Origin of the sequence: Mycobacterium sp. E740 (assembly GCF_001672895.1) — a bacterium.
Classification (GTDB): domain Bacteria; phylum Actinomycetota; class Actinomycetes; order Mycobacteriales; family Mycobacteriaceae; genus Mycobacterium.
The window spans coordinates 1-22,831 of sequence record NZ_LZKP01000121.1 but is presented as its reverse complement, the minus strand read 5'-3'; the positions used below and the strand labels follow the sequence as shown (position 1 = coordinate 22,831).

Here is a 22,831-nt window from a genome sequence, read left to right as displayed (position 1 = left end):
GGTCGCGAAGCGGCAGCAATCGATACGCATCTGTTACCAGTGTGGCTGATGGTGAATTTGGGGCTCGAGAGACTAGGCTTAGAGGCATGCCGAGTAAGACCGCCGCCCGCTCCGGGGCCCGTTCAAGCAGGTCAAAGGCCGGTTCACGATCGGGCGGCCGCACGGCGCCGCGACGTAAGCCCGCGCCGCCGCGCCGGACCGCGTCGCCGATTTCGTCGGCCGGCGCATCGGTGGGCCGCGGCATGCGGGCGGGCTGGCTGATGCTGGCCAAGGGCGCTGGGACCACGGCGCGTTCGGTCGGCCGCGCCCGCGATCTCGAACCGGGACACCGCCGCGACGGAATCGCGCTGGCCCTGCTCGGCTTGGCCGTTGTCGTGGCGGCGAGTTCGTGGTTCGGCGCCGCGCGCCCGGTGGGCGGCTGGCTCGACACCTTCCTGCGCACGTTGATCGGCGGCGGTGTCGTGCTCGTACCGCTGGCGCTGGCCGCCGTCGGTATCGCGCTCATGCGCACCGAACCGGATCCCGACGCCAGGCCGAGGCTGATCCTCGGCTCGACGATGATCGGGCTGCCCGCGCTCGGGTTGTGGCATTTGTGGGCCGGCTCGCCGCAGGAACCGGTGGCCCGCCAGCACGCCGCCGGCTTCTTCGGGTTCGCGATCGGCGGCCCGCTCTCAGACGGGCTGACAGCGTGGATCGCCGCGCCGCTGCTGTTCATCGGCGTGCTGTTCGGCGTGCTCCTGGTGACGGGCACGACAATCCGTGAAGTGCCGGCGGCGGTGCGGGCGATGTTCTCCACGCGGGCATACGGCTACGACGACTTCGACGAGTACGACGACGAGGACACCGCCGTCATCAGCGAACCGGAGGACTTCTCAGACGGCTACTACGACGACCCGTCGGGCGACGACGCGGCGCAGGCATGGCCGACGGGCTCCCCGATGGAGAACTATCCCATCGAGGATGAGGCGCCGACGGTTCCCGAGCCGACCTCGAAATCGCGCAAGAAGAAGCCGGCCAAACAGCAGGCGCTGTCGTTGGACCGCGTGGTCGACGGGCCGTACGCGTTGCCGTCGCTCGACCTGCTGATCCCCGGTGACCCGCCGAAGCGCCGCAGCGCGGGCAATGACCGGATGATCGAAGCGATCACCGAGGTGCTGGACCAGTTCAAGGTCAACGCGTCGGTCACCGGCTGCACCCGCGGCCCGACCGTCACCCGGTATGAAGTCGAACTCGGTCCCGGCGTGAAGGTCGAGAAAATAACTGCGCTGCAACGGAATATCGCCTATGCGGTCGCCACGGAGAGCGTCCGGATGCTCGCGCCGATTCCCGGCAAGTCGGCGGTCGGCATCGAGGTTCCCAACGTCGACCGTGAAATGGTCCGGCTGGCTGACGTGCTGACAAATCCGGTCACCCGCGGCGATCACCATCCGCTGGTCATCGGTCTGGGTAAAGACATTGAAGGCGAGTACATCTCGGCCAACCTCGCCAAGATGCCGCATCTGCTCGTGGCCGGTTCGACCGGTTCGGGCAAGTCGAGTTTCGTGAACTCGATGCTGGTTTCGCTGCTGGTGCGCGCCACGCCGGAGGAGGTCAGGATGATCCTGATCGACCCCAAGATGGTGGAACTGACGCCGTACGAGGGCATTCCGCACCTGATCACCCCGATCATCACCCAGCCCAAGAAGGCCGCCGCCGCGCTGGCGTGGCTGGTCGAGGAGATGGAGCAGCGCTACCAGGACATGCAGGCGTCGCGGGTGCGCCACATCGACGACTTCAACAAGAAGGTGCGCTCCGGTGAGATCACCGCACCGCTGGGCAGCCAGCGCGAGTACAAGCCCTATCCGTACGTCGTCGCGATCGTCGACGAGTTGGCCGACCTGATGATGACCGCCCCCCGTGACGTCGAAGACGCGATCGTGCGCATCACGCAGAAGGCACGCGCGGCGGGCATCCATCTGGTGCTGGCCACACAGCGGCCGTCGGTGGACGTCGTCACCGGGCTGATCAAGACCAACGTCCCGTCGCGCCTGGCGTTCGCCACCTCGTCGTTGACCGACAGCCGCGTCATCCTCGACCAGCAGGGCGCCGAGAAGCTGATCGGCATGGGCGACGGACTGTTCCTCCCCATGGGCGCGAACAAGCCGATCCGGTTGCAGGGCGCCTTCATCACCGACGAGGAGATCCACGCCGTCGTCGAGGCGACCAAGGCGCAGGCCGAACCGGAATACACCGAGGGCGTCACCACCGCGAAAACGACCAGCGAGCGAACCGATGTGGATCCCGACATCGGCGACGACATGGACGTCTTCCTGCAGGCGGTCGAGCTGGTGGTGTCCAGCCAGTTCGGGTCCACTTCGATGCTGCAGCGCAAACTGCGGGTCGGGTTCGCCAAGGCGGGCCGGTTGATGGACCTGATGGAGACCCGCAACATCGTCGGGCCCAGCGAGGGTTCCAAGGCACGCGAGGTTCTTGTCAAACCCGACGAGCTGGCCGGCACGTTGGCGCTTATCCGCGGTGGCTCTGACGCAACCGGCGCCGACGACTCGGAAGAGTGATTCGAAACCGCTAGAGGGTGAGCAACATTCGGGTGTTGCCGAGGATGTTGGGTTTTACGAAGGACAGGTCGAGGAACTCGGCGACGCCGGTATCATACGAGCGGCACATCTCCTCGTAGACCTCGGCGGTCACCGGGGTGCCGTCGATCTCCCGGAACCCGTGCCTGCTGAAGAACTCGACTTCGAAGGTGAGCACGAAGATGCGCTCGAGGCGCAACTCGCGGGCCACGTCGAGCAACCGCTCGACGATCGCATGCCCGACGCCATGGCCCCTGACCTTCGGGTGCACCGCAACCGTGCGCACCTCGCCCAGGTCGGACCACAGCACGTGCAGCGCCCCACAGCCCAGCAGTTCGCCGTCCTGCTCGGCCACCCAGAACTCCTGAACGGCCTCGTAGAGCGTCACCAGATTCTTCTCCAGCAGGATCTTGCCGGAATAGATGTCGACCAAGGCTTTGATCGCGGGGACATCGGAGGTTCGCGCGCGCCGCACGACGACCTCGCCGGATTCTGCGCTCACAGGTGGAGGGTATCCGTTCGAGCAACCGATATTCTGTGGCGGTGTCGGGCCAACCACATACCGATCCGCTGGTTCCGCGCGCCCGGGTAGCGAACGTCGCGAATGTGCTCACCGGCGTGCGGATGGCGTTGGTTCCGGTTTTCCTGATCTTTCTCTTCGTCGGCGGCGGTCATGAAACGTTCTGGCGGGTAGCGGCATTCGTCGTGTTCAGCGTCGCGGTCATCACGGATCGCTTCGACGGCGCGCTGGCTCGCAGTTACGGCATGGTGACCGAATTCGGCACGCTCGCCGATCCGATCGCCGACAAAGCGCTCATCGGCGCTGCGCTGATCGGGCTTTCGGTGTTGGGCGATCTGCCGGCGTGGATCACCGCGGTGATCCTGGTCCGCGAAATCGGCATCACGGTGCTGCGGTTCGCGGTGTTGCGCCACGGCGTGATACCCGCCAGCAGGGGCGGCAAGCTCAAGACCCTGGTGCAAGCCGTGGCGATCGGCCTGTTCGTGCTTCCGCTGTCGGGGGCGTGGCTGTCCGCGGCGTGGATGATCATGTGGGTGGCGCTCGTTCTGACGGTGCTCACCGGTGTCGATTACATCGTCTCCGCGATCAGGGACTCCCGCGCACGTCCCGTGGATCGGTGAGGCCGGCCACTGCCCAGCAGTGATCTGCGCTATCCGGGAACCAACCAGCCCGCTGTCAGCGTTGCCCTAATACAACGCCCCGTTTACCGGTCCATGGAACCTTGACTCGAGAGGAAGACCACGATGACGGCATTGCTGCGCGAGGTGGTCGGCGACGTGCTGCGTCGGGCCCGCGTCGACCAGGGACGGACCTTGCGCGAGGTCTCCGATACCGCGCGCGTCAGCCTGGGCTACCTCTCCGAGGTCGAACGCGGCCGCAAGGAGGCCTCCAGCGAACTGCTCAACGCGATCTGCGGCGCACTCGACGTTCCGTTGTCCAGGGTGCTCTCGGACGCCGGCCAGGAGATGGAACGCGCGGAGCATGCGGCCTTTGCGGGGGCGGCCAACATCGACGCCAGTACCAAGGTGGTCATTCCGCAGGTCGTCTCGATGGCGGTCGCCTGACCCTCGAGTTGGGTGTGGCGATAGACGCCGACCCGATAGATTGGGCAGCACGGTAGCCGGGCCGGCGAGTCCGAGACAACGACATGAAGGCGGAGTGAACTCAAATGGCCAATCCGTTCGTCAAGGCGTGGAAGTACCTCATGGCGCTGTTCAGCTCCAAGGTCGACGAATACGCCGACCCGAAAGTGCAGATTCAGCAGGCCATCGAGGAAGCGCAGCGCCAGCATCAAGCGCTGACGCAGCAGGCTGCCCAGGTGATCGGAAACCAGCGACAGCTGGAGATGCGGCTCAACCGCCAACTCGCGGACATCGAAAAGCTGCAGGTCAACGTTCGGCAGGCGCTGACACTGGCCGATCAGGCCGTGGCCGCCGGTGACGCCGCCAAGGCGACCGAGTACAACAACGCCGCCGAGGCGTTCGCCGCGCAGTTGGTCACCGCCGAACAGAGTGTGGAGGATCTCAAGGCCCTGCACGATCAGGCGCTCAACGCGGCAGGCCAGGCCAAGAAGGCCGTCGAGCAGAACGCGATGATGCTGCAGCAGAAGATCGCCGAGCGCACCAAGCTGCTGTCCCAGCTCGAACAGGCCAAGATGCAGGAGCAGGTCAGCTCGTCGCTGCGGTCGATGAGCGAGTTGGCCGCACCGGGCACCACGCCCAGCCTCGACGAGGTGCGCCAGAAGATCGAGCGCCGGTACGCCAACGCCATGGGCGAGGCCGAGCTGGCGCAGAACTCGGTGCAGGGCCGCATGCTGGAGGTCCAGCAGGCCAGCGTCCAGATGGCAGGGCATTCGCGGCTCGAGCAGATCCGCGCGTCGATGCGCGGGGAGCAGTTGCCTGCCGGTGGTAATGCCGCGGCGCAGCCCGCGGCCCCGGCGGCCAATCCGCAACAGGCGACGCCGGAAAACCCGTTGTCTCAATGATCAAGGACAGCCAGTGAGTTCGCGAACGAGTCGACCGGCGCCGTGGCGCTCGCTGGTGCAGCGGGGTTTCCAGAACGGATTAGACACCGCCGCCGAGTGGTCCGACGTGCTGGCCGACAAACTGAACGCCGCGGCGGATCCACGCGCGAAGCTGCTGCGTAAGCGGCGCTGGGCGCTGCGTCTCACAGTCTTGTTCACGCTGTCCTGCGTGTTCTGGATCGGCGTGACCGGTCTGCTGGCGGCGTGGGATACGCCCGCCTGGGCGCTGCTCATCCCGTCTCCGATTGCGGTGGGTGCGGCCTTTCTCGCCACGCTGACGTTCCTGCGCTACCGCTGGCTGCGACGCGAGCCGCTGCCTCCGCCGCGATCGCGCGTCGCTCGCCGGCTGCCGCCGATGGGATCGGCCGCACGCGCTCCGATGGCGGCGCTCGCGGCGTCTGAGCGCGGGCTGTTCTCGCTGCTCGGTGTGATGGACCGGGGACGGATGCTGCCCGCCGACGAGCTTCGCGAGTTGACTGCCGCAGCCGATCAGACTGCCGTCACCATGGCCGCGACCGCGAACGAAGTGGTGTCCATGGAACGGGCGATCCGCTCGGCGCCGCAGTCCCGTGCTCATCTGGTGCCCACCATCGCGGCGTTCACGGCACAACTAGATCAGGGCGCGCGGCAGTACAGCGAAATGGTCAACGCCGCAGCGCAACTGGTGTCGGCGGCGAACACCGGCCCGACGTCCACCTCACCGATGTGGCAACAGCGCTACCGCGACGAGTTGTCCAACGCCACCGACCGCCTGATCGGCTGGGCGTACGCGTTCGACCAACTCGGCCACGCCCGGGGCGCGTAGTCACATAGTCGGGCGCAGCGACGGGAACACGGCGCCCGCGAGCCCGCGAATCGTTCCCTTCAAGATGTCGTACAGGTCGATGTAATCCCGCCACAAGGTGATTCGGCCACCGTGCACGTCGAACACACCACACACCCAGAATTGCGTGCGCACTGGGCCGAAGACCAGCGCATCGGTCCGTTCGGTCAGCACCGCATTGCCGTCGGCGGCAATCCGATGGAACTTCACCTCGAAGCCGATCCAGCCCGGATTTCGCCGGAACAACTTCATAACCCGATGCCTGCCGCGCATCGTCGTGTAGCCGTAGTTCTGGTAGAGGATGTTGTCGGCCATCAACGATTCGACGGTGTCGAAATCCTCGTCTTGCAGGGCGTAGAGGAACGTCTCCACCGCCCGGATGTTGTCGACGTCGGTTCTCGGTCCGGAAGCCTGGTCGGTCATGCGGCCCAGCCTAGTGCTGAGCCCCTGTGGCAGGGTAGGCCAATGCGCGTCGCGGTCGTTGCGGGACCGGATCCGGGGCACGCCTTTCCGGCGATCGCGCTCTGCCTCCGCTTTCTGGCCAACGGAGATTCGCCGACGCTGCTCACCGGCAGACAATGGCTCGACACGGCTCGCGACGCCGGGGTACCCGCCGTCGAACTCCTCGGCCTCGACCCGACGGACGCGGACGACGATGCCGACGCCGGCGCGAAGGTCCACCAGCGTGGCGCCCGGATGGCCGTGCTCAACGCGCCGCAGATGGGAGACCTGAAGCTGGACCTGGTGGTCTCCGATGTCATCACCACGGCGGGTGGGCTCAGCGCAGAACTGCTCGGGCTGCCGTGGGTCGAGCTGAGCCCGCACCCGCTGTACCGGCCGTCGAAGGGGCTGCCGCCGATCGGCAGTGGGCTGTCGCCAGGCGTGGGTGTCCGCGGTCGGCTGCGCGACGCGATCATGCGTGCGCTGACCGCCCGGTCGTGGCGCGCAGGCGTCCGCCAGCGCGCGGCCGCGCGGGAGCAGATCGGGTTGCCTGCAGCCGATCCCGGGCCGCGTCGACGGTTGATCGCCACCCTGCCTGCTCTGGAGGTGCCACGGCCGGACTGGCCTACCGAAGCCGTCGTGGTGGGCCCGCTGCACTTCGAGCCGACGTCGGCGACGTTGGCCATTCCGGAGGGGAGCGGTCCGGTGGTGGTCGTCGCGCCGTCCACCGCCACCACCGGGACCCGCGGCCTGGCCGAGGTCGCTTTGGAGGCGCTCACGCCCGGACCGGTGTTGCCGCCGGGATCGCGGGTGGTGGTGTCACGCCTTGGTGGCACGGAGGTGGCGGCGCCACCGTGGGCGGTCGTCGGACTGGGCAGACAGGACGAGCTGTTGTCGCACGCCGACCTGGTGATCTGCGGCGGGGGACACGGCATGGTGGCCAAGACGCTGCTGGCAGGGGTTCCGATGGTGGTGGTGCCCGGCGGCGGCGATCAGTGGGAGATCGCGAATCGTCTTGTGCGACAGGGCAGTGCGCAGCTGCTGCGTCCTCTCGACCCGGACGCCCTGGCGACGGCGGTGCGCGAGGTGCTGGCCGAACCCAGCTATCGGGCCGCGGCGCGGCGGGCCGCCGCGACGGTCGCCGACGTCGGAGATCCGGTGCGGGTGTGCCACGAGGCACGAGCATCCTCGGCGTAGTTTTGGCCCTGTGCGGTTGACGGAATTCCATGAACTCGTCGAGGAACAGTTCGGCTCGGTGCGCGGCGCGTCGCTGCTCGTCGACCACGTGCTGAGCGCGTTCGGCGGGCGCACCGCCGAACAGGCCATCGAGGACGGCGTCTATCCGCGGGATGTCTGGCGGGCATTGTGCTCGGACTTCGACGTCCCGCGTGATCAGTGGTGACGCGTTAGCGTTTGTCCTCGCCGCGACCGGTTCCCGCGGTGTGTGACGGGCCTACCCGGTCGTCGTCGCGGTCGGACTCCGGCATCCGTGCGGCAGGCTGTTCGTCGGCCGGAGACGCGGTGCCACCGTCACCCTTCGACGAGCCCTTGCTGTCTGCATCCGTGACAGGTTTCACCGCGCCGGCGGTTCGTTCGCCGCCTTCGTCTGCGCCGCCGGCCGGCTTGGCCGAGGTTTGGCGCCCTTCATAAGGCGGTACCGCGGGCTTGACGTCCTTCGGCGGCTCGTTGGTGAAGCCCGTCTCGAAGTCGGGCTTCCCGCCGTCGTCGTGTTCGGGAACGGATTCGTCGCCCTCATAGGCGCCCGACGGCCGGTCGGTCGGGCCGCCCGACGGTTGATCTGATCCGGTACCGCGCTTTCCCCGTTCTTCCGGCTCTGTCATGACTACTACTCCTCACTTTCGCCGCATGGACTGCGGCGACGCAATCGACGGGATACAGCTAGGCACGCTGACCCAGCACCAGCGCCGTCTCGCGGTGCAACCGGCCGAAGTTGTAGTACGCCGCGCAGGCGCCTTCGGGCGAGACCATGCACGTTCCGATGGGTGTCTCCGGTGTGCACGCGGTACCGAACACCTTGCACTCCCAGGGCTTGATGACGCCCTTGAGCACCTCGCCGCACTGACACGCTTTCGGGTCGGCCACCCGCACGCCGGGCATGGCGAACGTGCGTTCCGCGTCGAACTCCGCGTAGTCGGGGTGGATCCTCAGCGCGCTCTGCGAGATGAATCCCAGTCCCCGCCATTCGAAATGCGGTCGCAACTCGAACGTCTGGGCCATCAGCTTGAGTGCCTGGGTATTGCCTTCTGGACGGACCACACGTCTGTACTGGTTCTCGACCTCGCAGCGGCCGCCTCGGATCTGCTGTAGCAGCATGTGCACCGAAGCGAGAATGTCCAGCGGCTCGAAACCCGCTACCACCAACGGCTTCCCGTACACGTCGGGCACGAACCGGTATGGCCGCAAACCGACGACGGTCGACACGTGGCCGGGCCCCAGGAAGCCGGACAACCGCAGGTCGGGTGATTCCAGAATCGCCTTGATCGGCGGCACGATCGTCACGTGGTTGCAGTACACGCTGAAGTTCTGCACGCCGAGCGCGCGGGCACGAACGAGTGTCACCGCGGTGGACGGCGCTGTCGTCTCGAAGCCGACCGCGAAGAACACGACATGCTTGTCCGGACTGTCGAGCGCGATCTTGAGCGCATCGAGCGGGGAGTAGACGAACCGCACGTCGGCTCCGCGTGCCTTGGCTTCGATGAGGTTGCCCCGGGACCCGGGTACCCGCATCATGTCGCCGAACGTCGTGAAGATGACGTTGGGTTGTTCGGCCAGCCACATCGCGTCGTCGACGCGGCCCATCGGGATCACGCACACCGGGCATCCGGGCCCGTGCACCAATTCGACCGTCTCCGGTAGCAGATGCTCGATACCGTGCCGGTAGATGGTGTGGGTGTGGCCGCCGCACACCTCCATGAACTTGAACTCATCGCCACTGGCGAGCTCGGTGATCGATCGCACGAGTGCGCGCGCGGCCGCCGGATCGCGGAATTCGTCGACGAACTTCATAGCAAGCCTCTCAAGCGATTTCGGAGGAGTTGAAAGCTTCGATCTCGGCCGCATAGTCGGCGCCCATCTTCTGCACCTGGTCGAGTGTCAGTGTGGCCTCGTGTTCGTCGATCTTGGCCATGGCGAAGCCGACGTGAACCAGGACCCAGTCACCGACCTGGAGGTTCTCGTCGGCCAGCAGGCGCACACTGATGGTTCGTCGGACGCCGTTGACGTCGACCTTGGCCAGCGACTCTTCGGCGTCGACGATGTCGACCACCTGACCGGGAATGCCAAGACACATCGTCGGTCTCCTCTCAGCAGATTCGCGGCAGCGGGTCGCCGACGAGCATGTCGACGATCCGGCTGCCACCGAAAGATGTTCGTAACGCGACGATTCCATGGGGGTCCGGTACGATCTCGCCGACGACCGCGGCCTGCATTCCCCGCGGATGGGTGCGTAACGCCGTGACTGCGGCGTCGGCCTCGGCCCCGGGCACGATCGCGACGAACTTGCCCTCGTTCGCCACGTACAGCGGGTCGATGCCGAGCATGTCGCACGCCCCGAGCACTTGCGGTTGAACGGGAAGCTTGTCCTCGTCGAGAATCAGCGCGAACGGCGCGTCCTTGACGAGTTCGTTGGCCACCGTGCCGACGCCGCCGCGCGTCGCGTCGCGCATCCATCGCGTCGAAGGTGCGGCGCCCAGCAGGATTTCGACCAGTTCGTGCACCGGCGCGGTGTCGGAGGCGATGTCGGCGTCGATGGCCAGGTCGCCGCGGGCGAGCATGACCGCCATCCCGTGCTCACCGATGGTTCCGGACAGCACCACCTTGTCGCCGGGTTGCACGAGTTCACGGGACAGCCTCCTGTCCTCGGGGATCAACCCCACGCCGGCGGTGCAGATGTAGACGCCGTCGGCGGCGCCCTTGCCGACGACCTTGGTATCGCCCGTGACGATCTGCACGCCTGCGTTCAACGCCGCTTCGCCCATGTCGGCGACGATCTCGCGCAGTTCGGCGATCGGGAAGCCTTCCTCGATCACGAACGCCGCGGAGAGCCACTGCGGGCGCGCACCCGAGACCGCCAGGTCGTTGATGGTGCCGTGCACTGCGACGTGGCCGATGGATCCGCCGGGAAACCGCCGCGGGGATACGACGTACGAGTCGGTGGAGAATGCCAGCCGTTCACCTGACGGGATCCGAAGTGCCGCAGCGTCACCGAGTAATTCGAGTTCGTCGTTGCGAAAGGCCTCGAGGAACACCGCGTCGACGAGTGCGGCCGACGACTTACCCCCGGCGCCGTGCGCCAGCGTCACCACGTCGTCGAGCAGACGCGGTCGACGCTGGCGGAACTTGTCGATGCGTTCGAGCACGCGGTCCTCGCGTTCGGCCGCGCTCGCTGTCTGTGTCATGTCGCGTGTGCTCCGTTCCGTGCGCGGGTCATCTGCGTTTGAACGACGGACCACAGCCGGTAGCCGAGCATCGCGTGGCTTTCCTGGATGCGGTGGATGCTTTGAGAGTGGACGGTGAAACAGAAGTCGAGGTCATCGGCGGCCGCCATCCGGCCGCCGTCGTGGCCGGAGAAGCCGATAGTCAGTAGTCCGCGTTGCTTGGCCTCCGTGATCGCCGTCATCAGATCGTCGGAGTTGCCGGAGGTGGACAGCGCGATGGCGACGTCGCGGTCGCGGGCGTGCGCGATGATCTGGCGCTTGAAGATCAGCTCGAACCCGACGTCGTTGCCCAGTGCGGTCACCACCGCGTTGTCGGCGGCAAGCGACCACGCGGCAACAGGGCGCCCGCGCGCCGGCCGGCTGAACAGCGAGGCCAACGTCGCGGCATCGGTGGAGCTGCCGCCGTTGCCGAACGTGTAGAGCCGACCGGCCCGACGGAACCGTTCGGCCATCTGCTCTCCGGCCGCACTCAACGCATCGCCGTACTCGTCGAGCGATTCCCGCTGCAGCCGTGCGCTTTCGGCGGCCTTGCCTCGTGCGGAGGCCGCCAGGTCGCTGAGCAGACTCGGCGCGTCGGTCTCCTCGGATTCGATGAACGGATACAGGAAACTGGTGGCATCGGAGTCGGTCACCGGTGCACCTCCTCGGGCTCGACACGGGCGATGGCGGCGCCCGCGTGCACGAGCACCAGGTCGTTGGGTGCGACGGCGCCGACGAGCGTGACGTCGACCCACTCCTCGCCCCCGGCAGTGCGCACCAGCGCCGAACTCGTGGCGTCGACCGGTTCCAGGACGACTTCGCCGAGCCGGCCCTCGTCGGAGCACGTCACGCATACGTCGTCGGCGCAGCCCACCGGCTCGACCAGCAGCCCCTGGTGTTCGAAGCAGACGTGGGTGAGTTCCCACAGCAGGTGGTACATCAGCACGAACGCCCCGGTGGCGGGCACCATCGGGTCATCCGTGTCGACCCAGAGAATGTGGTTCGCCGCTCCGGGCGCAGGGCGCGGGCCCGATCCGATCCACAGCGTCAGCACCCCCCACGCCTGCGCGCGACGCATGGTGTCGATGACCGCGGGTTCGGCCGCCGATGCCACCGCGATCAGCAGATCGCCGGGCCGGCTCGCCACCCTCGCCTGGGCGACGGGGTCCGGTTCGACCAGCGCGACCGACGGCAGTGCCCGCTTACCCATGATCACCGGATGCACGAACTCGACGGCGATGTGGTGGGCGTGTGGTTCCCACTGCGGCGAGATCACCCACAGTGTGGCGCCGTGGTGGAACCGGCGGGCGAGATCCAGCGCGGCGGCAGCGAGATCTGCGGCCAGTTCGTCGTCGACGTAAGGTCGTTCAACAGTAGTCATATCGACTGCTCCTGTCCGAGAACGGCATTCACGAGGTCAAGCGTTGTCTGCGTGGCCGCCTCGAGCTCGGTACCCTCCTCCTCGGTAAGTGTTCCGCAGACCCAATCCCAATGGGCGGAAACGACCGCCCCGGGTTCCGGTGGTGGCGCCAGCGAGAGGCCGCCCTTTTCCCATCCGACGCATTCGGTGCGCGGCTCGCCGAGCATCAGGCAGCCGTTCGTGTACTGCAACGGTCGTGCGGCGATCTCTGTGTGCTCACCGGCGACGGACACGACGGTTCCCCACCGAATGCGGCAGTCCTGCAGGACGCCGAGCGCGGTCGTCGCGTCGCGGCGCAAGAACCTCACCCAGGGATAGACGACGAAAACGTGGAAGCTGTGATGCGCCAACACGTCGGTGGTGGCCGGCACCGCATCGAGCAATCCGGTGACCTGGCCGCGGAACGCGGAGCGCAGCCGGGTGAGAAGTCGGTCGGGGTCGACCTTGCCCAATGCTCGCCCGCCGACCCAGTAGCCGCCGACGACCTGCTCGTCGAGCACATCCGAGGCGCCGATCGCCTCGGCGATGGCCGAGAGGTACGGCCAGGCGCCGTCGAACTCACGTGCATGCGAGGCGAGCCCGGAAGCGCCGCCTGCTGTCGTCGGCCCGCAGTAACCGAGCTCGTTCGGTGGGTAGGCGTACCGGCCGAACAACGACCGGCCCCGGGGCGATGTGTCGGTCATTCGGCGCTCCCCACCAGCAACTGGCCCAGGGCGATACCCCCGTCGTTCGGCGGTACGACGCGGTGTGTGATCACTTGAAGCCCCCGGGCATTCAGGGCGTTCAGCGTCAGGTCAAGGAGCAGGCCGTTCTGGAACACGCCGCCGGACAGTGCGACGGGCCGTGATGGGTCGGTGTGGGCGCACGCGAGGTCGACGACCAGGTCGGCGACCGCGCGATGGAACCGAGCCCCGATCAGCGACGGCGGCACACCGTCCCGAAGGTCGCGGACCACGGCGCGAACTACGGGGGCCGGGTCGATCAACACGGTTGCGTCGTGACCGTCGAGAGCGAACCCGTAAGAGCCTGGCCCGCAGTCGATGCCGCGGCAGAGGCCCTCCAACTCGATCGCCGCCTGCGCTTCGTAGTCCACCACCTGGCGCACTCCGACGAGTGAGGAAACGGCGTCGAACAGCCGGCCCATGCTGGAGGTCGGGACGCAACCGAGGCCGGTTTCGATTTGGTGGGCCAGCGCCCTTCGCTCGTCGGGTGGGCAGGCCGCCACCGGCGGCAGGTCGGGAGTCCATCCGATCCCCGCCGCCCGCAGATGCGCAAGCGCCATGCGGTAGGGCCGCCGCACGCTGACATCACCACCTGCCAGCGGTACATACTTCAGGTGGGCGAGCCGTTGAAAGCCCTTGTAGTTGGCCAGCAGCACCTCGCCGCCCCACACCGCCCCGTCAGGGCCGTATCCCGTTCCGTCGAAGGCGAACCCGAGCACCTGGGTCGATCCGTCGAGGCCGTGCTCGGCCATCACCGCGGCGACATGGGCGTGATGATGCTGGACGGTTCTGACCGGCCGTCCTGCGGCGTTGCGATGCGCCCACGTGGTGGAGCGGTACATCGGGTGCGCGTCGGCGACCACCACCTGCGGCGCCACCGATGTCAACTTCTGCAGGTGCCGCTGTGCCGAATCGAAGGCGGACAGCGTGGCCAGATCATCCATGTCGCCGATGTGCTGGCTCAACCAGGCGTATCTGCCGTCCGCGACCGCCATGGTGTTCTTCAGGTCGGCTCCCACCGCAAGCGTCGGCGCCACCGGCACCGGGAGCGCGACGGGCAGCGGCGCGTATCCGCGGGACCGACGAATCGGCATCTCGGCTTTGGAGACGACCCGCACGACGGAGTCGTCGCAGGGCACCAGAATCTGCCGGTCGTGCATTAGCCAACCGTCGGCCAAGTGCGAAAGCCGTTCGAGCGCAGCGTCGTCGGTGAAGCAGATCGGCTCTCCGGCGAGGTTTCCCGATGTCATCACCAGTGCCTCCGGGCCGAGTTCGTCGCCCGGCAGACCGAACAGCAGCGTATGCAGCGGTGTGTAGGCGAGCAGGATGCCGAGGTCGGGGTTGTGTGGCGCGACCGAATCGGCGACCGGGGACCCGGCCCGTCGTGGCGCCAACACGATCGGACGCTGGGGCCCGGTCAGCAGCCGCGCCGACGTGTCATCGATCTCGACAAGCTCGGATGCCGTCTCGAGATCAGGTGTCATCACCGCGAACGGCTTGTCACCACGGCGCTTTCGCGTGCGCAGCTCGGTGACGGCGCGCTCGTCGGCGGCATCACACGCCAAGTGATAGCCGCCGATGCCCTTGACCGCGAGGATGCCGCCGTCGCTCAACAGCCGGCGCGCTGTTCGCAGCGCGGCTTCACCCGTCGTCGTCCGGCCCGTTCCGTCACGGTACGTCAGCGTCGGCCCGCAGTCGGGGCAACAGACGGGCTGGGCGTGAAACCTGCGGTCGGTGGGGTCTCGGTACTCGCGGGCGCAGGCCGCACACATCGCGAACCTCGCCATCGTCGTGGCATCTCGGTCGTAGGGCAGTGAGCTGATGATCGTGAAGCGCGGGCCGCAGTTGGTGCAGTTGACGAAGGCGTGTCGGTATCGCCGGTTGGCTGGATCTCGTTGCTCTGCGGCGCATTCGGCGCACATCGCGACGTCGGGCGAGGTCAGTGTGCGGCCGCCGGCTGTCCGCGCCGTGTCCGCGATGACGAATTCGGTGCCTCCGGCAGTCGGAAGGTGCTCTGTGTCAAGCGATTCGATCACGGCCAGAGGTGGGGGGCGATCGCGCAGCCGGGTCAGGAACTCGTCAACGCCGACCGTGTCACCCTCGATCTCGATGACCGCCCCGGAGCTGTCGTTGCGGACACAGCCCGCCAGGCCAAGCGCGGCCGCCGTCGTGTACACGAACGGCCGGAATCCGACGCCCTGCACCACCCCGTGCACGTGGACGCGCAACCGGCGCCGCGAGCTCATGGCGGATCCTCGATGCCTGAGACGGGTTCGCCCCGGCCCATCAGCTCCAGCCCGGCCAGCGCGGCGTCAGCACCGGCCTTGTCGGTCTTGTCCACGACGAAGCCCATGTGGATGATGACCCAGTCGCCCGGCGCAAAGGTTTCTTCGGGCAGCATGCCGACGTTGACCTTGCGGTGCTCACCGGCGACGTCGACGAGGGCCAGCTGATCGCCGTAGCCCGGCAACATCGACACGACCTGCCCCGGAATCCCCAGACACATGGTTCAGCCCTCCGCCACCGCAACCCGGGCCAGCAACCCGGCCACCACCTCGTCGATCGCCCGCACCGCGTCAGGAACCGCCGCCGTGACGGTTTGGGACAGCCCGATACCCTCGTCGACGCAGTCGACCTCGCACCCGATCACCACGGTGTAAGGCGCGACTCCGCCCAGCGCATTGAGGCTGGCGAATACTGCGGCCGGGTCCATTGCGTGCGCATCGAAACCTGCTGTTTCCGAGTGGTTATCGAGGTCGGCCTCGAACACGTGCAGGGTGCCCGGCGCGCCTCGGTTGAGGATGGCGTCGACGAGCACCAGGGCGTCGCAGCCGTCCAGCAAGTCGTACGCCAAATGCATCCCCCCGGTGCCGTAATCCCTCACCTGAACCTGCGGACCGCCGAGATCGGACGGCACGCGGCGCATCACCTCGGGGCCGAAGCCGTCGTCCCCGAGAAAGATGTTGCCGAGTCCGGCTACCAGGATTCGGGAGGTAAAACTGGAGATGAGGCCACCTCTCTTGCGCTCACATCCGCCGTATCTTCATGTAACGCTGCATGTCGGGTACGGAGCGGATGCCGATCACAGCCGCCGCCACAGCGACGACCGTCACGGCTCCGACCGCGATCCAGCCGACTACTTCCATTCCGGCCATTTCGAACTCCCTTCAACAACAGGTTCCACCTCGTCGGGCGCGAAGTACAGGTAGCGGCCGTACCAGTCGTGCAGCTCCGCCGCGGGATCGTCCTCGATCACCACGCCGATGTGGTGGTCGCCGTCGACGTCTTCGTGCACCGACGTGACGCGAGCGATCTTGTCCGCATAGAACAGGTCCTGAGCGTCCGCACGCCGGGACGGGCGCAGCCGGACACGGCTGCCGCGGGTGACGCGAATGTCGTTGACCAGCACCGCGTCCGACTCCGGGCGCACTGCGGTGTCCGCCGTCGGTTCCCACCACTCGACGCCCGCGGGGATCTCCGGTATCAGTTCGGGTCGCCGGGCTGCCGCATGCGGGTTACGCAGTACACCGTGCAGGTCGAGCATCGCCTCGGGCGACATCGAGTCGCAGCGGTCGATGATCGCCGCGGCGAGCGGATCGGTGGCGCGAGCCTGCGCTTTCTCGTCGTCGGTCATCGTCATGATCCGCAAGGTGAGGATCTCGTCGATCTCGGTGGAGTCGTAGAGCGCACCCTTGCTCTGTTCCGCGATCTCGGGGTGGTCGTAGAGAATGATGGGGGACACCAGCACCAGGTCGTGTTGCGTCGAAGGGCCGGCGAGCACCGGGAAACAACGGTGCTGCCGGCAGCGTGCCACGGCGTCGGCGGCCGAGTCGGCCGGTTCGAGCAAGGAGACGAATTCGCCGTCGGCGACCTCGAGCAGTAGATGGGTGCCGATCATCGATACGGCGATCGCCTCGTCCTTGTCGCCGGCCGGGGGAGCCGTGTTGCGCACTTCGAGAGTGAGCCGATGGAGATCGCCGTCTGCCTCGACGGAAATGTCCAGCCGACCGTGCAACTGGCGGCGAGTTCGTAGGAGCCTGCCGCCGACGACCGACTCCTCGTCGGTCCCGGCGGGAACCGAGATGTCCACCGTGCGGGGCAGGCTCATGAGCGGGATGGGTTCGATCGCGATCTCACATTCGACGGCCTCGTCCCAGCTGACCCAGGTGTTCGAGCCCGAGGCCAGTTCGCGGACCGGTTCGAAACGGCCATCACCGAGGTGGCGCTCCACACCGCGGTGCTGCAACTGCAGGAATCGCACGACGCCTGTCACCATCGGAATGCCGTGGGAGGCGACCAGCACCTGGGCGGTCAGCGCGGAGTCCTCCCCGAGACCGGCTTCCATCGCGCCGATCGGACCCAATACGCCGAACTGCCAGCGTGATTGGTTCTTGGTCGAAGTCGCACGGTAGGGGTACAGCAGGTATCCCTCGTAGAGCACCGCATCGGCGACGGCGCGAGCATCATCCCAGTCTGCCGTCATCGCACCTCCTGTGCGCTGTGCGCGGCCAGCAGTGAGACGACGGCATCGTCGAAGCCCAGCAGGCCGCGTACCGACTTGAACTCCGCCAGCGCGTCGAGGGTTTCGCGGTTCAACCGCAGCCACCCGGTGTTGGGGTAGTGCAGTTGCATGAGGTCTCGCCACGTCGATACCGGTAGGTCGTAGCGGTCTTCGCGGTCCCACGGCACCTGCTGCACCGCGAAGTTGCGGTCGCCCTTGGTGAAAACTGTTCCGCTGAAGAGGAATTGCAACGGGATCATGCCGTCACGCAGAGCGTGGAAGTACTTGGCCGCCGTCACCTCGAAGTCGTAAGTGCACTCGAGCGGCAGGTCGACCTGCGTGGCACTGCTGAACCCCGGCACCATCGTGCTGCTGTGCTGCCAGAGGAAATTGTGTTGGGTGCTGCCCCAGCGCGCGCGAGGACCGAACAGATCGAGCAGTCCGGCTGCCTCTTGGTCGGAGTAACCGCGACGCAACGGCTCGATGCGGATCTGGCAGCGCAGCGCGATGGCGTGCACGGGTTCGTCGTTGTCGGCGGCGATCCCGACACGCGCGGTGAGCAGTGGTGTCACCGCGTAGGGTTCGGTGGCCACGTCGAGCACCGCGAACGTCAGCTCTGGCACGGCGCCACCACCTTTCCGCGGTTGCGGACGTGTTCGAAGAAGTCGTCGATGAACTCGCGAACCTGTTGACCGCCGTCGAAGCCGTGCCAGAGTTGACGGAGCCGACCGACGAACTCGTAGCAGGCGTCGATGGGCACCAGATAGCCTTCCGGCGGTCGAGTTTCGTCGTCGGGCACTCGCACGAGGAGTGCCTCGGTGTCGTCGGCTATCAGGTCCACCCGCGGGTCGGTTGCCCTGACGCCGTCCCACGCGGACAGGTCGAGCTCGGACTCCGTCGCGCCAGCCGGGCCCGGATAGAAGGCCACCATGTGGTTCAACGCCGAGTTGCGGAAGAAGAACGCCAGCCCGACCGGGATCTGCAGGAGTTGCCAGTCGCGACGCCCGAGCCCGAAGTCTCCGAAAGTCAGCCAGCGGTCCGGCACTGCGCGGAAGCGTAGTTCGGCGGTGGTGTCGGTGAACAGCAGGTAGCAGCCGCGGCATACGCACATCAACTGTCGCGCTTGAACATTCACGACATGCTGGTGCTGGTCGGCGATCTGTTCCGCGCACATCTCGCAGCGCTCTCCGGCGGGTACCGGGACGCCGCGATCGGCCCGGATTCTCGCGAGAACGTCGTATGCGCCAGTCATGCCATGCCCGCTACGGTCTGTTCCTGCGCGATCGCGATCGACAGCACCCCGTCACGCGTGAGCAACGGAATCGGTTGCAGGTGAGCATGACCGTCGGCGTCTTCGTCGACGCAGGCCCCGGCGTGGACGACGTCGAAGTGGGCGTGGCACGTCGGGCAACGCAGTACCGCGTCGCCGACGGGGGAGCCCATCGGTCGATGCAGCGCCGCGCCGGCCAGCGATCCGCGGCAGACACCACACCGGTCACGGTAGGCGAACAACTCATCACCGATGCGGCACGCCAGCACCGTGGTTCCCGCCACGCTGAACCCGCCGACCTCTCCCGGTGCGAGGTCGGCGAATTCGGGCACGGGGTGCCACGAGCCCGGAGTGCCCTGGTGCACACGGCTGAGCAGTGCCGCCGCCGGAATCACGGTGACATCCGCGTCCGCGGGAGTATCCGCGGCAACCACTTCGATCGACGCGACCTCGGGGGCCGCCGCCCGGATCGCGTCCTCGACCGTCAACTCCAGGGTCACCGCCGAGGATGGACAGCTCTTGCAGCTGCCCGTGAATTGCAGGCGGACTGTGGCGCCGTCGGGGCCGTCGACGATTTCGAGCAAGGTCACGTCGCCACCGTGTGAGCCGAGGTACGGCCGGACGCTGTCCAAGGCGTCCGCGACCCGCCGGGCGACGCCGTGCGGATGCAGCCCGTGCACCAGCAACAGACTCGCAACGAGATCATCGTCGACGAACCTGTCTGCCAACTCGTCATCGGTGCCCACGGCGATCCGTAGCATCCGCTCCAAGCCGGCGCCGTAGAGATCGGTCACCTCACCGACGAGTTGGACCGCCCGCTCGTAGGCGGCGGGGCCCCCCGCGGCGGACGCGTCGAGCAGGCCCTGTATTCGTTCGCCCGCCATACGCCACTGCGCGTCGTCCTTGATCGGCGGGGCCATACCCTATTCCCCGGTGAGCGACTGGGTCGGGGAGTGCAGCATCTCCAGCGTCTTTCCCTTCCCCAGGTACATGTGCACTCCGCACGGCAGACACGGATCGAAACTTCGTACCGTGCGCATGACGTCGATGCCCTTGAAGTGCTCTCTGTCGTTCTCCTCGAAGATCGGCTGGCCCTGTACCGCGTCCTCGTAGGGTCCCGGCGTGCCGTAACTGTCGCGTGGGTTCGCGTTCCACGGGGTCGGCGGATAGGGGTGGTAGTTGGCGATCTTGCCGTCGCGAATCACCATGTGGTGGCTCAGGACTCCGCGGACCGCCTCGGTGAACCCGCAGCCGATGCCCTCTTCGGGCACGTCGAATTTCTCCCAGGTCTTGGTGCGGCCGGCCCGGATCTCCGTCAGCGCCTTCTCGGCGAAGTGCAGAGCGCAGGCGGCCGCGTAGGCCTGGAAGTACGTCCGCGCGCGGTTACGCTCGAGTGTGTTGCTGCCGTATTGCGGGATCTTCCACTCGAATTCGACCGGACCTTTGAGAGCGGTCTTGGGCAGGTTGATCTGCACGCTGCGACCGGTCGCCTTGACGTAGCCGATGTCGACCAACCCGGCCAGCGCGGTGGACCACAGCCTCGCCAGCGGCCCGCCGCCGGTGTCGAGCGCCAGATGATCCGTGCCGTCGAACCAGCGCGGAGACATCACCCAGCTGTAGTTCTCGTCGAAGTCGCGCTTCTGCGGCCGCGGGTTGGTGTGCTGGTTCCACGGGTGCCGGCGGTCGACCGGATTGCCCAGCGGATCGGTCTTGACGAACATCTCCTGGTCGGTCCAGTCGTCGTAATACGAATGGCCCAACAGGATTCGGATACCGAGGTTGATGTCCACCAACGAGTGGGTGTGCAGCTTTCCGTCGATGACGACACCCGGTGTGACGAACATGGCGTCGCCCCAGCGCTCCATGTCCTTGTACTCGAAGTTGCACACCTCGGGATCCTGGAAGGAGCCCCAGCAGCCCAACAGTGTGCGTCGCAGCCCCACCTGGTCGTAGCCGGGAAGCGCTTCGTAGAAGAAGTCGAAGAGGTCGTCGTGCATGGGCACGACCTTCTTCATGAACTCCACGTAGCGCATCAGTCTCGTCATGTAGTCGGTCATCAACTGGACCGTGGCGGTCGTGCCGATGCCGCCGGGGTAGAGCGTCGAAGGATGGACGTGCCGGCCTTCCATCAGGCAGAACATCTCGCGCGTCCAGCGGCTGACCTGCAGTGCCTCCCGGTAGAACTCACCGGTGAACGGATTGAGCGCGCGCATGATGTCGGCGATCGTGCGATGACCGTGCATATCGGCGTGGGGCGCCTGGGTGTTCTCTGCTTTGGCGAGCACACTCGGGTTGGTCTCGGCGACCATCTTCTCGCAGTAGTCGACGCCGACCAGGTTCTCCTGGAAGATGTTGTGGTCGAACATGTACTCGGCGGCTTCGCCCAGGTTGATCAGCCACTCACCGAGGTGCGGAGGACGGACGCCGTAGGCCATGTTCTGGGTGTAGACCGAGCACGTCGCGTGGTTGTCCCCGCAGATGCCGCAGATCCGGCTGGTGATGAAATGGGCGTCGCGAGGGTCCTTGCCCTTCATGAAGATCGAATAGCCGCGGAAGATCGACGAGGTGCTGTGGCACTCGACGACTTCCCGGTTGTCGAAGTCGATCTTGGTGTAGATGCCGAGGCTGCCGACGATGCGCGTGATCGGGTCCCACGCCATCTCCACCAGTTGGCCGGGGTCGCGCTTCACGTGTGACGGTTCGGGGATGATGGTTGTCATCGAACTCTTCTCTTTCTTCGTCAGGAGAAGCGCCACAGCCGTTTCGGTACCCGAAAGCACGCCTGGGCGCCCTGGGACGAGCCGCACCTACCAGGTGCGAGTCGCTCCGGTCGTGAGTTGCGTGCCGGGGTGGCGCCACTTGGGTTCTTTGTCGACGGTGCGGCCGGTGACATGGCGCAGGCTGCGGACGACCGATCCGTACAGCCCCGATGCGGCAGTGGACACCTTGCCGCCCGGCGGCTCGTCCATGAACGGCATGAACTTGTCGGGGAATCCCGGCATCGTGCAGCCGATGCATATGCCGCCCACGTTCGGGCAGCCGCCGACTCCGTTGATCCAGCCGCGCTTGGGCACGTTGCATTTGACGACCGGACCCCAACAGCCCAGTTTGACAATGCATTTCGGAGATCCGTACTCCGTCGCGAAATCACCTTGTTCGTAGTAGCCGGCCCGGTCACAGCCTTCGTGCACGCTCGCCCCGAACAGCCACTGGGGCCGTAACGCATCGTCGAGCGGGATCATCGGTGCCTGATCCGTGGCCATGTACAGCAGGTATGTCAGGGTCTCGGCGAGGTTGTCCGGCTGGATCGGACAACCCGGTACGCAAACGATCGGTATTCCGGCCTTGCTCTTCCAGTCCCAGCCGAGGTAATCGGGTACTCCCATGGCTCCGGTCGGGTTGCCGGCCATCGCATGGATGCCGCCGTAGGTGGCGCACGTTCCGACCGCGACGATGGCAGTGGCTTTGGGCGCCAGCCGATCCAGCCACTCGCTCGTCGTCATCGGTTGGCCGGTTGCCGGGTCGTTGCCGAACCCGCACCAGTAACCCTCGGATTTGATCTTCTCGTTTGGGATCGACCCCTCGACGACCAAAACGAACGGTTCCAATTCGCCTCTGTCGGCTTTGAAGAACCACTCGAGGAAGTCGTCGGCGCCCCCGTTCGGTCCGCACTCGAAATCGATCAGGGGCCAGTGGACGGCGATTTTCGGCAGCCCCGGAAGCGCGCCCAGGGCGATCTCCTCGATGCTGGGTTGGGTGGCGGCAGTCAACGCCACCGAATCACCGTCACAACTCAATCCGGCGTTGATCCAGAGCACGTGGATCAAGGCCTCTTCTGCTTTGACTGCTGCCTCCGTTGGCATAGGTCACAGCTTTCTGGGGGCCGGGCTGGGGCCCTCACGACCGGGAGCCGGGCTGGGACTCCCAACATTCGTGGCGTCGATTTCGACGCTGAGTCTCGGTCTACTCCGGGGGCTATGTCTTGTCAACGGGTGTAAGGGAAGAAGCGGAGTTTGCGCAATTGTCGATCCACTCGTACCAAAGCGCGCTACCGTGACCCGTAGCTGCCGACATGGCGAGAATGCCCGCCGCTCGGTTCAGT

Annotated in this window: 26 protein-coding genes; 7 read left to right on the top strand and 19 right to left on the bottom strand. The window is 66.6% G+C overall.

Annotated elements, in window-relative coordinates:
- Positions 1-86: 86 nt before the first annotated feature.
- Positions 87-2,555 (top strand): DNA translocase FtsK, encoded by a 2,469-nt coding sequence (locus A5663_RS11580; protein WP_082974065.1) that lies wholly within the window; start codon positions 87-89, stop codon positions 2,553-2,555.
- Between the two features lie 10 nt (positions 2,556-2,565).
- Here the strand turns inward: A5663_RS11580 and A5663_RS11575 are convergent, their stop codons facing one another.
- Positions 2,566-3,075: an amino-acid N-acetyltransferase gene (locus A5663_RS11575; RefSeq protein WP_197503373.1), complete on the bottom strand. Its 510-nt coding sequence runs from the start codon at positions 3,073-3,075 to the stop codon at positions 2,566-2,568.
- A 41-nt stretch (positions 3,076-3,116) separates the two neighbouring features.
- On the opposite strand from A5663_RS11575, the gene pgsA reads away from it, so the two are divergent.
- The 4 genes from pgsA (at position 3,117) to A5663_RS11555 (ending at position 5,921) form a co-directional block, all read left to right on the top strand.
- A complete protein-coding gene (gene pgsA, locus A5663_RS11570; protein ID WP_068148463.1) occupies positions 3,117-3,713 on the top strand; it encodes a CDP-diacylglycerol--glycerol-3-phosphate 3-phosphatidyltransferase in 597 nt (198 codons plus the stop codon).
- A 123-nt stretch (positions 3,714-3,836) separates the two neighbouring features.
- Positions 3,837-4,157 carry a transcriptional regulator ClgR gene (clgR, locus tag A5663_RS11565; protein WP_068148406.1) on the top strand — a complete coding sequence of 107 codons (321 nt, stop codon included), beginning with the start codon at positions 3,837-3,839 and terminating at the stop codon, positions 4,155-4,157.
- 104 nt (positions 4,158-4,261) lie between these two features.
- Complete coding sequence (gene pspA, locus A5663_RS11560; RefSeq protein ID WP_068148403.1) at positions 4,262-5,077, top strand: phage shock protein PspA; 816 nt, start codon at positions 4,262-4,264, stop codon at positions 5,075-5,077.
- 13 nt (positions 5,078-5,090) lie between these two features.
- Positions 5,091-5,921: a hypothetical protein gene (locus A5663_RS11555; protein ID WP_068148400.1), complete on the top strand. Its 831-nt coding sequence runs from the start codon at positions 5,091-5,093 to the stop codon at positions 5,919-5,921.
- Here A5663_RS11555 and A5663_RS11550 read toward each other — a convergent pair whose 3' ends face one another.
- Complete coding sequence (locus tag A5663_RS11550) at positions 5,922-6,362, bottom strand: limonene-1,2-epoxide hydrolase family protein (protein ID WP_068148397.1); 441 nt, start codon at positions 6,360-6,362, stop codon at positions 5,922-5,924.
- Between the two features lie 42 nt (positions 6,363-6,404).
- On the opposite strand from A5663_RS11550, the gene A5663_RS11545 reads away from it, so the two are divergent.
- Both A5663_RS11545 and A5663_RS11540 read left to right on the top strand, forming a co-directional pair.
- Complete coding sequence (locus A5663_RS11545; protein ID WP_068148393.1) at positions 6,405-7,577, top strand: glycosyltransferase; 1,173 nt, start codon at positions 6,405-6,407, stop codon at positions 7,575-7,577.
- 10 nt (positions 7,578-7,587) lie between these two features.
- Positions 7,588-7,782, top strand: coding sequence for a DUF3046 domain-containing protein (locus A5663_RS11540; protein ID WP_068148389.1), 195 nt, complete (start codon positions 7,588-7,590; stop codon positions 7,780-7,782).
- A gap of 4 nt (positions 7,783-7,786) precedes the next feature.
- On the opposite strand, the gene A5663_RS23335 is transcribed toward A5663_RS11540, so the two are convergent.
- From A5663_RS23335 to A5663_RS11460, 17 genes are all read right to left on the bottom strand, one after another.
- The gene (locus A5663_RS23335) at positions 7,787-8,221 is read right to left on the bottom strand and encodes a hypothetical protein (protein ID WP_068148386.1); all 435 of its coding nucleotides are present in this window, start codon (positions 8,219-8,221) and stop codon (positions 7,787-7,789) included.
- 58 nt (positions 8,222-8,279) lie between these two features.
- Positions 8,280-9,407, bottom strand: a complete 1,128-nt coding sequence (gene hypD, locus A5663_RS11530; protein ID WP_068148380.1) for a hydrogenase formation protein HypD — start codon at positions 9,405-9,407, stop codon at positions 8,280-8,282.
- 10 nt (positions 9,408-9,417) lie between these two features.
- The gene (locus tag A5663_RS11525; RefSeq protein ID WP_068148375.1) at positions 9,418-9,690 is read right to left on the bottom strand and encodes a HypC/HybG/HupF family hydrogenase formation chaperone; all 273 of its coding nucleotides are present in this window, start codon (positions 9,688-9,690) and stop codon (positions 9,418-9,420) included.
- A 13-nt stretch (positions 9,691-9,703) separates the two neighbouring features.
- A complete protein-coding gene (gene hypE, locus A5663_RS11520) occupies positions 9,704-10,798 on the bottom strand; it encodes a hydrogenase expression/formation protein HypE (protein ID WP_068148372.1) in 1,095 nt (364 codons plus the stop codon).
- Complete coding sequence (locus A5663_RS11515; protein ID WP_068148369.1) at positions 10,795-11,469, bottom strand: SIS domain-containing protein; 675 nt, start codon at positions 11,467-11,469, stop codon at positions 10,795-10,797. Before A5663_RS11515 ends, hypE begins: the two co-directional genes overlap by 4 nt.
- Positions 11,466-12,197: a HypC/HybG/HupF family hydrogenase formation chaperone gene (locus A5663_RS11510; protein WP_068148367.1), complete on the bottom strand. Its 732-nt coding sequence runs from the start codon at positions 12,195-12,197 to the stop codon at positions 11,466-11,468. The genes A5663_RS11515 and A5663_RS11510 overlap by 4 nt, the downstream gene beginning before the upstream one ends.
- On the bottom strand, positions 12,194-12,919 hold the full coding sequence (locus A5663_RS11505; RefSeq protein ID WP_068148363.1) for a DUF6390 family protein: 726 nt from the start codon (positions 12,917-12,919) through the stop codon (positions 12,194-12,196). The genes A5663_RS11510 and A5663_RS11505 overlap by 4 nt, the downstream gene beginning before the upstream one ends.
- A complete protein-coding gene (gene hypF / locus A5663_RS11500; protein WP_068148360.1) occupies positions 12,916-15,204 on the bottom strand; it encodes a carbamoyltransferase HypF in 2,289 nt (762 codons plus the stop codon). Before hypF ends, A5663_RS11505 begins: the two co-directional genes overlap by 4 nt.
- The gene (locus tag A5663_RS11495) at positions 15,201-15,464 is read right to left on the bottom strand and encodes a HypC/HybG/HupF family hydrogenase formation chaperone (protein ID WP_068148357.1); all 264 of its coding nucleotides are present in this window, start codon (positions 15,462-15,464) and stop codon (positions 15,201-15,203) included. The genes hypF and A5663_RS11495 overlap by 4 nt, the downstream gene beginning before the upstream one ends.
- 3 nt (positions 15,465-15,467) lie before the next feature.
- Positions 15,468-15,965 carry a hydrogenase maturation protease gene (locus A5663_RS11490; RefSeq protein WP_068148355.1) on the bottom strand — a complete coding sequence of 166 codons (498 nt, stop codon included), beginning with the start codon at positions 15,963-15,965 and terminating at the stop codon, positions 15,468-15,470.
- 19 nt (positions 15,966-15,984) lie between these two features.
- Positions 15,985-16,113: a hypothetical protein gene (locus A5663_RS23730; RefSeq protein WP_255396307.1), complete on the bottom strand. Its 129-nt coding sequence runs from the start codon at positions 16,111-16,113 to the stop codon at positions 15,985-15,987.
- A complete protein-coding gene (locus A5663_RS11485; protein ID WP_068148352.1) occupies positions 16,095-17,441 on the bottom strand; it encodes a hypothetical protein in 1,347 nt (448 codons plus the stop codon). Before A5663_RS11485 ends, A5663_RS23730 begins: the two co-directional genes overlap by 19 nt.
- The gene (locus A5663_RS11480; protein ID WP_068148347.1) at positions 17,438-18,082 is read right to left on the bottom strand and encodes a DUF6084 family protein; all 645 of its coding nucleotides are present in this window, start codon (positions 18,080-18,082) and stop codon (positions 17,438-17,440) included. Before A5663_RS11480 ends, A5663_RS11485 begins: the two co-directional genes overlap by 4 nt.
- A complete protein-coding gene (locus A5663_RS11475; protein ID WP_068148344.1) occupies positions 18,070-18,711 on the bottom strand; it encodes a DUF5947 family protein in 642 nt (213 codons plus the stop codon). The genes A5663_RS11480 and A5663_RS11475 overlap by 13 nt, the downstream gene beginning before the upstream one ends.
- Positions 18,708-19,649, bottom strand: coding sequence for a NifU family protein (locus tag A5663_RS11470; RefSeq protein WP_068148342.1), 942 nt, complete (start codon positions 19,647-19,649; stop codon positions 18,708-18,710). The genes A5663_RS11475 and A5663_RS11470 overlap by 4 nt, the downstream gene beginning before the upstream one ends.
- A 3-nt stretch (positions 19,650-19,652) precedes the next feature.
- Positions 19,653-21,449, bottom strand: coding sequence for a nickel-dependent hydrogenase large subunit (locus tag A5663_RS11465; RefSeq protein ID WP_068148455.1), 1,797 nt, complete (start codon positions 21,447-21,449; stop codon positions 19,653-19,655).
- Positions 21,450-21,536: 87 nt separating this feature from the next.
- The gene (locus A5663_RS11460; RefSeq protein WP_068148339.1) at positions 21,537-22,592 is read right to left on the bottom strand and encodes a hydrogenase expression protein HypE; all 1,056 of its coding nucleotides are present in this window, start codon (positions 22,590-22,592) and stop codon (positions 21,537-21,539) included.
- Between the last annotated feature and the right edge of the window lie 239 nt (positions 22,593-22,831).